Origin of the sequence: Streptomyces sp. NPDC001668, from assembly GCF_042893155.1 — a bacterium.
Lineage (GTDB): Bacteria > Actinomycetota > Actinomycetes > Streptomycetales > Streptomycetaceae > Streptomyces.
In genome coordinates, this window is record NZ_JBIAUQ010000022.1 from 150,582 (window position 1) to 163,195 (window position 12,614).

At 70.2% G+C, this 12,614-nt stretch carries 11 protein-coding genes; 2 read left to right on the plus strand and 9 right to left on the minus strand.

The window, feature by feature from the left end; genetic code table 11:
• Nucleotides 1–19: 19 nt before the first annotated feature.
• Entirely contained in the window at nucleotides 20–1,768 is a 1,749-nt protein-coding gene (oxc, locus tag ACFYZ8_RS42065) for an oxalyl-CoA decarboxylase (protein WP_388532169.1), read from the minus strand.
• A 254-nt stretch (nucleotides 1,769–2,022) separates the two neighbouring features.
• Between oxc and ACFYZ8_RS42070 the strand changes: the two genes are divergently transcribed.
• Nucleotides 2,023–3,615 carry a FadD7 family fatty acid--CoA ligase gene (locus ACFYZ8_RS42070; RefSeq protein ID WP_388532167.1) on the plus strand — a complete coding sequence of 531 codons (1,593 nt, stop codon included), beginning with the start codon at nucleotides 2,023–2,025 and terminating at the stop codon, nucleotides 3,613–3,615.
• Between the two features lie 54 nt (nucleotides 3,616–3,669).
• On the opposite strand, the gene ACFYZ8_RS42075 is transcribed toward ACFYZ8_RS42070, so the two are convergent.
• The 5 genes from ACFYZ8_RS42075 to ACFYZ8_RS42095 all read right to left on the minus strand — a co-directional run bounded on the left by ACFYZ8_RS42075 (nucleotide 3,670) and on the right by ACFYZ8_RS42095 (nucleotide 9,803).
• Nucleotides 3,670–4,602 carry a LysR family transcriptional regulator gene (locus tag ACFYZ8_RS42075; protein ID WP_359029735.1) on the minus strand — a complete coding sequence of 311 codons (933 nt, stop codon included), beginning with the start codon at nucleotides 4,600–4,602 and terminating at the stop codon, nucleotides 3,670–3,672.
• Nucleotides 4,603–4,698: 96 nt separating this feature from the next.
• On the minus strand, nucleotides 4,699–4,881 hold the full coding sequence (locus ACFYZ8_RS42080) for a formate dehydrogenase subunit delta (protein WP_359029734.1): 183 nt from the start codon (nucleotides 4,879–4,881) through the stop codon (nucleotides 4,699–4,701).
• Nucleotides 4,882–4,912: 31 nt separating this feature from the next.
• Nucleotides 4,913–7,729 carry a formate dehydrogenase subunit alpha gene (gene fdhF, locus ACFYZ8_RS42085; RefSeq protein ID WP_388532165.1) on the minus strand — a complete coding sequence of 939 codons (2,817 nt, stop codon included), beginning with the start codon at nucleotides 7,727–7,729 and terminating at the stop codon, nucleotides 4,913–4,915.
• Entirely contained in the window at nucleotides 7,726–9,327 is a 1,602-nt protein-coding gene (locus ACFYZ8_RS42090; RefSeq protein WP_388532163.1) for a formate dehydrogenase beta subunit, read from the minus strand. The genes fdhF and ACFYZ8_RS42090 overlap by 4 nt, the downstream gene beginning before the upstream one ends.
• Nucleotides 9,324–9,803, minus strand: a complete 480-nt coding sequence (locus ACFYZ8_RS42095; RefSeq protein WP_388532161.1) for an NAD(P)H-dependent oxidoreductase subunit E — start codon at nucleotides 9,801–9,803, stop codon at nucleotides 9,324–9,326. The genes ACFYZ8_RS42090 and ACFYZ8_RS42095 overlap by 4 nt, the downstream gene beginning before the upstream one ends.
• Before the next feature lie 288 nt (nucleotides 9,804–10,091).
• Here ACFYZ8_RS42095 and ACFYZ8_RS42100 point away from each other — a divergent pair, with 288 nt between their 5' ends.
• Nucleotides 10,092–10,781 (plus strand): GntR family transcriptional regulator, encoded by a 690-nt coding sequence (locus tag ACFYZ8_RS42100; RefSeq protein ID WP_359029729.1) that lies wholly within the window; start codon nucleotides 10,092–10,094, stop codon nucleotides 10,779–10,781.
• Nucleotides 10,782–10,799: 18 nt separating this feature from the next.
• Here ACFYZ8_RS42100 and ACFYZ8_RS42105 read toward each other — a convergent pair whose 3' ends face one another.
• The 3 genes from ACFYZ8_RS42105 to ACFYZ8_RS42115 all read right to left on the minus strand — a co-directional run.
• Nucleotides 10,800–11,615, minus strand: a complete 816-nt coding sequence (locus tag ACFYZ8_RS42105; RefSeq protein WP_388532159.1) for an acyl-CoA dehydrogenase family protein — start codon at nucleotides 11,613–11,615, stop codon at nucleotides 10,800–10,802.
• Nucleotides 11,616–11,699: 84 nt separating this feature from the next.
• A complete protein-coding gene (locus tag ACFYZ8_RS42110; RefSeq protein WP_359029727.1) occupies nucleotides 11,700–12,221 on the minus strand; it encodes a carbonic anhydrase in 522 nt (173 codons plus the stop codon).
• A 34-nt stretch (nucleotides 12,222–12,255) separates the two neighbouring features.
• The coding region (locus ACFYZ8_RS42115; RefSeq protein WP_388532157.1) for a CoA transferase at nucleotides 12,256–12,614 on the minus strand (359 nt) is incomplete at its 5' end.

Sequence of the window (12,614 nt, forward strand, 5' to 3'; positions counted from 1 at the left end):
GTACAGGAGGTCTAGGCGTTCACTTCTTCGCCGGCGTGATGTTGCCGACGGTGATGCCCTTGGGGTTCAGGTGCGAGATGTGGCCGCTCTCGGTGCCGGCCGAGGGGTCGATCACGCAGTCGATGAGCGCCGGGCCGCCGGAGGCGAGGGCCTCGGTGAGGGCGGCGGTGACCTCGGCAGGGGTGGTGGCGCGGTAGCCCTTGCCGCCGAACGCCTCGATGAGCAGGTCGTGGCGGGCGGCGGACATGAGGGTCGTGGGCGCGGGCTCGTCGTCGTACGGGTTGGTGTCGTCGCCGCGGTAGACACCGCCGTTGTTCATGATCACGGTGACGACGGGCAGCTTGTAGCGGCAGATCGTCTCGATCTCGATGCCGCTGAAGCCGAAGGCGCTGTCGCCCTCGATGGCCACCACCGGCGCTCCGCTCTCGACGGCGGCCGCGATCGCGTACCCCATGCCGATGCCCATGACACCCCAGGTGCCGCTGTCGAGGCGGTGGCGCGGTACGTGCATGTCGATGACGTTGCGCGCGATGTCCAGGGCGTTGGCGCCCTCGTTGACGATGTACGTCTCCGGGTGCTGACGTACGACATCGCGTACGGCCTTCAGGGCGCCCATGAACTGCATGGGGTGCGGGTCGGCCTCGAGACGCTTGGCCATCTTGGCGACGTTCTGCGCCGAGCGGGCCCCGAGTTCCTCGCGCCAGGCCGAAGGGGCCGTGATCTGGCCGGGCTTGGTGCGTTCGGCGAGCGCGTCGAGCACCGACTCGATGTCACCGACGAGGGGTGCGGAGATGGGCTGGTTGCTGTCCATCTCCTTGGGGTCGATGTCGATCTGGACGAACTTGGCGTCGGGGTTCCACCCGGTCTGGCCGTGGCCCAGCAGCCAGTTGAGGCGGGCGCCGATCAGCATCACCACGTCGGCCTTCTTCAGCGCGAGCGAGCGGGCGGTGGCCGCCGACTGCGGGTGGTCGTCGGGCAGCAGGCCCTTCGCCATCGACATCGGTACGTAGGGGATGCCGGTCGACTCGATGAACTGCCGTACCTTGGCGTCCGCTTGGGCGTACGCCGCACCCTTGCCCAGCACCACCAGCGGGCGTTCGGCGGAGGCGAGCAGCTCGATCGCGCGGTCCACCGCCTCCGGCGCGGGCAGTTGGCGCGGGGCGGGGTCGACGAGGCGGCTCAGTGTCCGGTCACCCTCGGCCTTGGGGATGATCGCGCCGAGCACCGCTGCGGGGATGTCGAGGTAGACGCCGCCGGGTCGCCCGGAGATCGCGGTGCGCAGGGCGCGGGCGATGCCGCGGCCGATGTCCTCCACGCGGCTGACCCGGTAGGCGGCCTTCACGAAGGGCTGGGCGGCGGCGAGTTGGTCCATCTCCTCGTAGTCGCCCTGTTTGAGGTCGACGAGGTGGCGCTCGCTGGAGCCGGAGATCTGGACCATGGGGAAGCAGTTGGTGGTGGCGTTCGCGAGGGCGACCAGGCCGTTGAGGAAGCCGGGGGCCGAGACCGTGAGGGCCACGCCGGGCTTCTTGTTGAGATAGCCGGCGATGGCGGCCGCGTGTCCGGCGTTGCTCTCGTGGCGGAAGCCGATGTAGCGGATGCCCTGCGCCTGGGCGAGCCGGGCCAGGTCCGTGATGGGGATGCCGACCACGCCGTAGATGGTGTCGACGTCGTTCATCCTGAGCGCGTCGACGACCAGGTGGTACCCGTCGGTGAGCTCGGTCGGAACGTCGGCTGCTGCCGCGGTCTCCAGTGTCGAGGGAGCGGTCATGGTCCGAGGTCCTCCTTGGGCAGGTCCTGCCGGAGCGGCTACTTCTCTCACCATCCGCAGCGCGCTCGTCCGCGTCCAAGACCCATCGGCGACCAGCCGATAAACGGCGTCTATCGACGGCTGGTCAGGGGCCCGGCAACTCCCTTGATAGACAGCTGCTATCGGCCGTTCGCCAGCGGGTATTGGACGTCCACCGGGTGCCGCCGCACGCTCGCAGAGGATGTTTCATCGGACTTGTGCGAGGGGGTGGGGTCATGGCCGTTCCGGCCGCGGCGTCCGTGCGTGACGCGTTCCGGTACCGGCCTCCGGAGGTCACGGGACTCGCCGATCTCCTCGACCGGCAGGTACGTGAACGCCCCTACGCCCGCGCCCTGGTGGTGACCGGCGCGCGCGTGCAGCTGTCGTACCGGGCGCTCGCGACCCTGGTCGACGACGTGGCCGTACGGCTCGGTGACACGGGGTTGCGACGCGGGGACGCCGTCGGCCTGGTCTGCGCCAACACGGCCGAGTTCGTCGTCGCGCTGCTCGGCGCGGCGCGGGCCGGGCTGGTTGCCGCGCCGCTGGATCCGGCACTGCCGGAGACCCAACTTCGCGCGCGACTGGCGGCGTTGGGGGCGCGGGGGGTTCTCCTCAGTACGCCGGTGCCCGGTGTCGCGGCGTTCCCGGTGCCCGCGTGGCTCTTGCGCGTGGAGGTGTCCCGGGCGGGAACGGCGGCGGTCGTCCTCGAACCAGGAGCATGCGCGGGCCCTCATGTCGTGGGCGCCTCGGGTGAGTTGTCGGAGCGGGACGCTCTCGTGCTGTTCACCGCCGGCACCACCGACCGCGCGAAGATGGTTCCGCTGACCCACGCCAACGTGGCCGCCTCCCTTGGGAACATCTGCGCCACCTACGAGTTGGGCCACGAGGACGCGACGGTCGCGGTGATGCCGTTCTTCCACGGCCACGGGCTGTTCGCGGCCCTGTTGTCCACTTTGGCGAGCGGGGGTTGTGTGCTGCTGCCCGAGCGGGGGCGGTTCTCGGCGGGCACCTTCTGGGACGACATGCGGGCCGTGGGCGCGACCTGGTTCACGGCGGTGCCGGCCATCCACGAGATCCTCCTGGAGCGGTCCGAGCGGCCGGAGCAGGAGTATCCGGGGGTGCAGGCACCGCCGTTGAGGTTCGTCCGCAGTTGCAGCGCGCCGCTCAACACGGCGACGCAGCGGGCGCTGGAGCGCACGTACGGCGCGCCGCTGCTGTCCGCGTACGGGATGACGGAGTCCTCGCACCAGGCGACCAGCGAACCGCTGCCGCAGCGGGGAGCGCTCAGGCAGGGCTCGGTGGGCCGGCCGACCGGGGTCGGCGTGCGGGTCGTGGACCGCGGCGGGCGTTCCTGTCCGGCGGGTGTCGAGGGCGAGGTGTGGGTGCAGGGGCCCACGGTCGCCCGGGGCTATCTGGCCGACGAGGACGCGTCGGCACGGACCTTCGTCGACGGGTGGCTGCGCACCGGTGACCTGGGCACGCTGGACGAGGACGGCTATCTGTCGCTGACCGGGAGGATCAAGAACCTCATCAACCGGGGCGGGGAGAAGATCTCACCCGAGCATGTCGAGGACATCCTCGCCGGCTGCCCGGGCGTCGCGGAGGCGGCCGTGTTCGCGGTGCCCGACGCGGTGTACGGGCAGCGGGTCGGGGCCGCCGTGGTGGTGCGCGAGGGGGACACCGTAGGGCGCGAGGAGATCCTGCGGTACTGCCGGGACCGGCTGGCCGCGTTCGAGGTGCCGGACCGGCTCGAGCTGGTCGCCGGGCTGCCGTACACCGCGAAGGGGGGACTGGACCGGAAAGCGGTGCAGTCCCGGTACGCGCCCTGACGGGGGTCAGCAGATGTCTGCCTGACGGCGCCCGCACCTCAGCCGCCGAAAGGCTCAGCGCATGCCGTGCCCCGCCGGGAGCGGCCGGGCGAAGAAGTCGTCCAGGGACAGGCCCGTCGCCGCGTTGACGAACGCCCGGGCGGCGACCGAGCCGGGGGTCGCCGCGTGGATGGCCACCGAGACCTGGGCACCGGCCTCGGGGTCGACCAGCGGCAGTGCCCGGGTGCGGCCGACCACCGGCATGGCGCGCAGCCAGGTGTGCGGCACGATGCTCGCCCAGCCGCCGCCGCCCACGTGCGCGTAGAGGGAGGCGATCGAGTCCGTCTCGACCTGGGGGGTCACCACGTACCCCTTCTCCGCGAACACGGTGTCGACGATCTGGCGGATCCGCATGTCGGGGGTCAGCAGCGCGAGCGGCAGCTGGGCCGCGTCCGCCCAGGTCACGGTGGTGGACTGGGCCACCAGCTGGTCGTCGGAGACCAGGAGCATGTATCTCTCCTGGTAGAGGGGGACGACCTGGAGGCCCTCCTGGTCGTCCGGGTCGAAGTGGGCGATCGCCACGTCGAGTTCGTAGTCCCGCAGTTGACGGTGGAGCTCCTTCGTCGACAGCCGGGAGCGGACCTGGACCTTGGCCAGCGGGTGTGCCGCGCAGAAGGCGGCCACGGGGAGGGCGAGGGTCGTGGACGCGGTGGGGTCGGTGCCCAGGCGGAGGGTGCCGGTGATGCCGGACTGCACGGCGGCCACCTCGGCCTTGAAGGCGTCCTGTTCGGCGAGGATCCGCTTGGCCCACACCACGAGCCGCTCGCCCTCGGGGGTGAGGCCCTGGTAGTTGTGGCCGCGGTTGATCAGGGTGACGTTCAGTTCCCGCTCCAGCTTGGCGATGGCCGCGGAGAGGGCGGGCTGGGAGACGTAGCAGGCTTCCGCCGCCCGGGCGAAGTGCCGTTCCCTCGCCACCGCCACGAAGTATTCGAGCTGCCGGAACAGCATGAACGGCTCCTCCCTGACCATCGGGTCAGTCCACCGGACCACTGACTCCATACTGTATGCAGTGTGGAGTGATGTACAGGGAGGGCACCGAACAGGTCAGCGCAGGAGCTTCACCGCGGCCACCACCAGGGGGTCGATCCCCTCCAGTCCGGTGTCGACGAACTCGTGGAGCCGGGTGCGCATACGCGGGTCCCAGAACCTGCCGATGTGGCCCGCGATCGCCTCGGCGGCCTCCTCCCCCGGCAGATGTCCGAGGTTCCTGGCGATGTCGTTGGCCATCCTGCACTCCGACGGCACGGTCGCTGTCATCTCAGTCCACCGCCGTCACGAGGTCGTTCCCGGTGGTCTCGGCCTCGCGCGACCGGTCCGGGCGGGCGAGTGCCACCTGTACGGCGGTCACCTTGTACTCGGGGCAGTTGGTCGCCCAGTCGGAGTTCTCGGTGGTCACCACGTTGGCGCCGGTCACGGGGTGGTGGAACGTCGTGTACACGACCCCGGCCGGCATGCGGTCGGAGATCTCCGCCCGCAGGGTGGTCTGCCCGACACGGCTGGCCAGGGTGACCATGTCACCGTCGTTGATGCCGCGGTCCTCGGCGTCGTGCGGGTGCAGTTCCAGTACGTCCTCGGGGTGCCAGGCGACGTTGCCGGTACGGCGGGTCTGGGCGCCGACGTTGTACTGGCTGAGGATGCGGCCCGTGGTGAGGACCAGGGGGAAGCGCCGGGTGCTGCGTTCGCTGGTCGGCACGTAGGAGGTGACGACGAACCTGCCCTTGCCGCGCACGAATTCGTCCACGTGCATGACGGGCGTGCCCTCGGGCGCCTCCTCGTTGCACGGCCACTGGACGCTGCCGAGCTTGTCGATGAGGTCGAAGGAGACCCCGGCGAACGTCGGGGTGACCGAGGCGATCTCGTCCATGATCTGGCCGGGGTGGTCGTAGGACATCGCGTAGCCCATGGCGGTGGCGATCTCGCTGACGATCTGCCACTCGTGCTTGCCGGTCTTCGGTTTCATCACCGCGCGCACCCGGTTGATGCGGCGCTCGGCGTTGGTGAAGGTGCCGTCCTTCTCCAGGAAGGACGCGCCGGGCAGGAAGACGTGGGCGAACTTGGCCGTCTCGTTGAGGAACAGGTCCTGGACGACGACGAGTTCCATGGCTTCGAGAGCGGCGGTGACGTGCCCCAGGTTGGGATCGGACTGGGCGATGTCCTCGCCGTGGACGAACAGGCCGCGGAAGGTGCCGTCGATGGCCGCGTCGAACATGTTGGGGATGCGAAGTCCCGGTTCGGCGAGGAGGGTTCCGCCCCAGAGGTTCTCGAAGACGGTACGGACCGCGTCGTCGGAGACGTGCCGGTAGCCGGGGAGTTCGTGGGGGAAGGAACCCATGTCGCAGGAGCCCTGCACGTTGTTCTGGCCGCGCAGCGGGTTCACGCCGACGCCGTCGCGGCCGATGTTGCCGCACGCCATCGCGAGGTTGGCCATTCCCATGACCATGGTCGAGCCCTGGCTGTGCTCGGTGACGCCGAGGCCGTAGTAGATGGCTCCGTTGGGGGCCTCGGCGTACAGCCTTGCGGCGGCGCGGAGTTCGGCGGCCGGCACACCGGTGATCTCCTCGACGGCCTCCGGGCTGTTCTCCGGTCGGGCGATGAACTCGGCCCACTCGTCGAAGCCTTCGCAGCGGGCGGCCACGAAATCCCTGTCTGTGAGGCCCTCGGTGACGACGACATGGGCCATGGCGTTGACGACGGCGACGTTGGTGCTGGGCCTCAGCTGGAGGTGGTGCCGGGCCTCGATGTGCGGGGAGCGTACGAGGTCGATGCGGCGCGGGTCGACGACGATCAACTCGGCGCCCTCGCGCAGCCGTCGCTTCATGCGGGACGCGAACACGGGGTGCCCGTCGGTGGGGTTGGCGCCGATCACCATGATGACGTCGGCCTCGGCGACCGAGCGGAAGTCCTGGGTGCCGGCCGACTCGCCGAAGGTCTGCTTGAGGCCGTATCCCGTCGGGGAGTGGCAGACCCGGGCACAGGTGTCGACGTTGTTGTTGCCGAAGGCCGCGCGGACCATCTTCTGTACGGCGTAGACCTCTTCGTTGGTGCAGCGTGAGGAGGTGATGGCGCCGACGGAGCCTGTTCCGTAGCGGTCCTGGAGTTCGCGCATCCGGCGGGCGACCGTGCCGATCGCCTCGTCCCACCCGACCTCGCGCCAGGGGTCGGTGATCCGGTCGCGGACCATGGGCTTGAGCACGCGGTCGGGGTGGGTGGCGTAGCCGAAGGCGAAGCGGCCCTTCACGCAGGAGTGGCCCTCGTTGGCGCCGCCGTCCTTGTACGGCACCATGCGCACGAGTTCGTCGCCGCGCAGTTCGGCCTTGAAGGAGCAGCCGACACCGCAGTACGCGCAGGTGGTCACCACCGACCTGGTGGGCATGCCGAGTTCGACGACCGAGCGCTCCTGGAGCGTGGAGGTCGGGCAGGCCTGGACGCAGGCGCCGCAGGAGACGCACTCGGAGTCCATGAAGGACTCCCCCGCACCCGCCGAGACCTTGGAGTCGAAGCCCCGCCCCTCGATGGTGAGGGCGAAGGTGCCCTGGACCTCTCCGCAGGCGCGGACGCAGCGGGAGCAGGCGATGCACTTGGACGGGTCGAAGTCGAAGTACGGGTTGGAGGTGTCCTTCTCGGCGTCGAGATGGTTGGCGCCCTCGTAGCCGTAGCGGACCTGCCTGAGGCCCACCACCCCTGCCATGTCCTGGAGTTCGCAGTCCCCGTTGGCCGGGCAGGTGAGGCAGTCCAGGGGATGGTCGGAGATGTAGAGCTCCATGACGCCCTGGCGGAGCTTGGCCACCTTGGGTGTCTGGGTGCTCACCTTCATGCCGTCGGCGCACGGGGTGGTGCAGGAGGCCGGGGTGCCGCGTCGCCCGTCGATCTCGACCACGCACAACCGGCAGGAGCCGAACGCCTCCAGGCTGTCGGTGGCGCACAACTTGGGTATGTCCACGCCCGCTTGGGCCGCCGCGCGCATCACCGAGGTGCCCTCGGGGACGGTCACCGGCAGGCCGTCCACCTCCACGGAGACCGTTGCCGGCCCCGGGCGTTCAGGGGTTCCGAAATCGGGTTCCTTGAGCAGGCTCATGCCGTGCCCTCCGTCGGTTGTACGGGGCGGATCTCCAGCAGCCGACGGCCGCCGAGGAAGTCGTCGGGGAAGTGGGTGAGGGCGCTGCGGACGGGCAACGGGGTCAGCCCGCCCATCGCGCACAGCGAACCCTCGGTCATCAGGTCGCAGAGGTCTTCGAGCAGGGCGAGGTTCTCGTCCCGGTGGGTGCCGGCGACGATCTTGTCGATCACCTCGACGCCGCGCACCGCGCCGACCCGGCACGGTGTGCACTTGCCGCAGGACTCCTCGGCGCAGAACTCCATCGCGAAGCGGGCCTGGGCCGCCATGTCGACGCTGTCGTCGAAGACGACCACTCCGCCGTGGCCGACCATCGCACCGGCGGCCGCGAACGCCTCGTAGTCCATGGGCAGGTCGAACATCGACTCCGGGAGGTACGCCCCCAGCGGGCCGCCGACCTGCACGGTACGCACCGGGCGTCCGGAGCGAGTCCCGCCGCCGTACTCCTCGACGAGCTCGCGCAGGGTGATGCCGAAGGCGGTCTCCACGATGCCGCCGCGGGCGATGTTGCCGCCGAGCTGGAACACCTGGGTGCCTCGGGAGCGTTCGACGCCGAGTTCCTGGTACGCCTTCGCACCCTCGGCCATGACCACGGGGACGGTGGCGAGGGTGAGGACGTTGTTCACCACGGTCGGTCTGCCGAACAGGCCCTCGATCGCCGGGATCGGCGGTTTCGCGCGGACCATGCCGCGCTTGCCCTCCAGGCTCTCCAGCATGGAGGTCTCCTCGCCGCAGATGTACGCGCCTGCGCCGACGCGGACATGCAGGTCGAAGTCGAGGGCGGAGCCGAGGATGTTCCTGCCGAGCCAGCCGTGCTCGCGCGCGATCCCGATCGCCCTGCGCATCGTGGCCACCGCGTCCGGATACTCCGATCGGATGTATACGTAGCCCTCGCTCGCTCCCACCGCGTGGGCGGCGATGGTCATGCCCTCGATGAGCATGAACGGGTCGCCCTCCATGACCATGCGGTCGGCGAAGGTCCCGCTGTCACCCTCGTCCGCGTTGCAGCAGACGAACTTCAGCTCGTCGGCGCACTCCAGCACGGTCTTCCACTTGATGCCGGCCGGGAATCCGGCGCCGCCGCGGCCGCGCAGTCCGGACGCGGTGACCTCGGCGACCACGTCCGCGGGGGCGAGTTCGAGGGCCGCGCGCAGTCCCGCGAGGCCGCCGTGCGCCTCGTAGTCCTCGGCGGACAGGGGGTCGGTCACGCCGACCCGGGCGAAGGTGACACGGTTCTGGCTCGCCAGCCAGGGCAGCTCGTCGACGATGCCGAGCCGGAGCGGATGGTCGGCGCCGTCGAGCATGCCGGCGGCGAGGAGTCCGTCGACGTCCTCGGGGGCGACCGGGCCGTATCCGACGCGTCCTCGGGCGGTCACCACCTCGACCAGGGGCTCCAGCCAGAGCAGGCCGCGCGACCCATTGCGTACGACGTCCAGGGCGAAGTCCGCGCTGTGGGCGGCACGTTGGAGGGCCTGCGCAACCTCGTCGGCGCCGACGGACCTGGCGGCGGAGTCGCGGGGGACGTAGACGGTGGCTGTGGGGTGCGAGGAGGTGTTCATGAGGAAACCGTCCCGTTGAGGATCGAGCCCAGCCGGGCCGGGCCGACCCGTCCATAGAGCCGTCCGTTCGCCTCGACGGAGGGTCCGAGTGCGCAGTTGCCGAGGCAGAAGACCTGCTCGACGGTGACCGAGCCGTCCGCCGCGGTCTCCCCCAGGGCGAGTCCGGACTCGCGCGCGAAGCCGATCAGTTGGTCGGCGCCCAGGGCCTGGCAGGCCTCGGCGCGGCAGATGCGCACGAGGGTGCGACCGGCGGGCTCGCGGCGGAAGTCGTGATAGAAGGTCACCACTCCGTGGACGTCCGCCCGGGAGAGGTTGAGCTCCTCGGCGAGCACCGGCACGGCCTCCTGCGGCACATGGCCCAACTCGGCCTGGACGGCGTGCAGTACGGGCAGCAGCGCACCGCGCTCACCCCGGTGCCGGGCCACCACCCTCCGGACCACGCTCTCGACCGTCACGTCACTCCCGCTGGTCGTCATGATCGCTTCGCCTTCCGTCACGCGGGTCCCCGGCGAGGGATGCAGGAGACTCGCACCATACTCCATACAGACTTCTGTATACACAACCCCACCGCAGGGTGGTGGAACCGGAGGGTGGTGGAACCGGAGGGTGCGGCGCCATGCACACGGAACAGGCCCGAGCCGACGGTGAGCCACGCCATGTTGCATACCAAAACCTGTATGCTGACGCGGCCGTCGGCAACCTCCGGCAGGCCCCTCCTGGCAAAACCGCCGCCCCGCTTCACCTGGCGGCAGAACGGGACAACCATGCGCGAGGCACTCACGGCCGCTGCGTCCCGGCGCGTCACCCGCCCGGCACCGCTGCGTCAGGCCGTGTACGACGCCCTCACCGAGCTGATCATCAACGGCAGCCTCAAGCCCGGCCAGCACCTGGTCGAGGCCGAGCTCGCCGAACACCTCGGCGTCAGCCGTCAGCCGGTGCGCGAGGCCCTCCAGCGGCTCCAGACCGCCGGCTGGGTGGACCTGCGGCCCGCACAGGGAGCCTTCGTCCACTCCCCCACCGAGGAGGAAGCCGCCCAACTCCTCGGTGTCCGGGCGGTCCTGGAGACCTATTCGGCCCAGCTCGCCGCCAAGAACGCGAAGCCCGCGGACATCACGCGTCTCGACGAACTCCAGCTGGAAGGTATCGCCGCCCTCGCCGACGGTGACGTCGAGCGGCTGGTCTCCGCGAACACCGCGCTGCACGACTTCATCACCGTCGTCGCCGACAACGCCGTACTGGCCGAACTGATCGCCCAGGTCGGGCAGAAGGTCCGCTGGTACTACACGCCCATCGCCAAACCCCGCGGCAAGGAGGCCTGGAACGAACACACCCAGCTCATCCGGGCCATCGCCAAGGGCGACGCGGACCTGGCGGGTGAGGTCATGCGCAAGCACACCGAGCGTACGACCGACTTCTACCGCAGGCAGATCGCGGCCAGGGTGAGCCAGGACTGACGTCTCCCCGGGCACGGTTCAGGACGCGGCGAGGGAGCCGGCCGGGCGGCGGGCGCTCCCTACGTCGGGGACTGGGTCGAGGACCGGGTCCAGGACCGGTGGGCGGCGGGGCTCGGCTGCGGCCCGCAGTTCGAGCAGCCACGGCAGCACCGTGCGCAGCACGATGTCGAGTCCGCTCCCGTCCGTGCCGAGCATCGCCTCCGCGGGGACCAGCACCGGGTCGGCGAACACCGTGGACGTCGAGCTGCCGCAGGGTCCGGCGGTGCCGGGGCGCGCGGGGACGAACAGGTCCGGGGCGTGTGCCGGAACCGCCCAGAGCGTCAGCCCGTCGGGGGCGGCGAGGGGGCGGGAGGACCAGACGTAGAGGTCGGCCTCTCCCGCAGCGACAACCCGTTGTTTACGGCCCCGCAGGGCTACCACCTCACCGGAACGGGCGGCCACGGAGCGCGGCACGAGGAGCTCCTCTCCGTCTTCGTCTCCCTCTTTCTCCTCCGACTCTGCGAGGGCGAGGCTGGTGAGATGGCGTCCGGCGGCGATCTCGGCGCGTAGCCAGGGGCCGCCGTGTGCCTCGATGACAGCGACGGCGGTGTAGTGGGACTGGAGCACGGCCGCCGTCGCCGGGCAGACGCGCGCGGTCCGCGCGACCACGTCGACGGCTGCCGGCAACCCCCGTCCCCCGCCGCCGAACTCGGTGGAGACCGTGAGCCCCAGCAGCCCCGCACGGCCCAGGGCCGTCACGGCGCCGCGAGGGAACCGGCCCCGCACGGCGGTCGCTTCGGCGACCGGTGCGACGACGCCGGCCAGGACTTCGGAAAGAGTGGTGCGGTACGACACGGGGCGACCCCCTCGGGCGTGGCTGATGTTCCACTGCTTGACGATGATTGCATACAGTATTCTGCATGGGAAGGTGGCCACGACTCAGGGGTTCGGAACGATCTCCCGCAGCAGCCCTGTCGTGACGTCGAAGACGAAGCCGCGCACGTCGTCGGTGTGCGGCAGGAACGGCGACGTGCGCACTCGCTGCATGGACTGCCGTACGTCCTGGTCGACGTCGCGGAAGGCTTCCACGGCCCACGCGGGACGCTGGCCCACCTCCAGCTCCAGCTCGTGCCGGAATTCCTCGGTCAGGGTCTGAAGACCGCAGCCGGTGTGGTGGATGAGCACCACGCTGCGTGTACCGAGGGCCCGCTGGCTGATCGTCAGGGAACGGATCGTGTCGTCGGTGACGACACCCCCGGCGTTGCGGATGGTGTGGCAGTCGCCGAGCTCCAGACCGAGCGCGGCGTGCAGGTCGAGGCGGGCGTCCATGCATGCCACGACGGCGACGTGCAGGACGGGGCGGGCGTCCATCCCGGGGTCGGTGAAGGCGGCGGCGTAGGCACGGTTGGCTTCCACGAGCCGTTCGGTGACGGTCGCGGTTCGAGCTGCTGAAGTCGACATGCGGGGCTCCCTCACTCCGGTCGAGTCGAGTCGGTCAGATGACGCCTTGCTCCTTGAGCAGCGGCAACTCGGCTCGGGACAGCCCGAGTTCGCCGATGTAGATGTCTTCGTTGTGCTGGCCCAGGAGGGGTGGGGTGGTGATGGTGGTGGGGGAGTCGGAGAGTTTGAGGGGGTTGCCGACCGTGGTGAACGTCCCGCGCTGGGGATGCCCGACGTTGACGATCATGTCGTTGGCGGCGAGCGAGGCGTCCTCGATGATCTCTTTGGGGGACAGGACCGGCCCGCACGGAATGCTGTACGCGTTCAGCTGTGCCAGGACCTGCCATTTGGGCAGGGTGGAGGTCCATTCCTCGATCAGCTGGAACATCTTGGCGAGTTTGGGCAGGCGGGCCT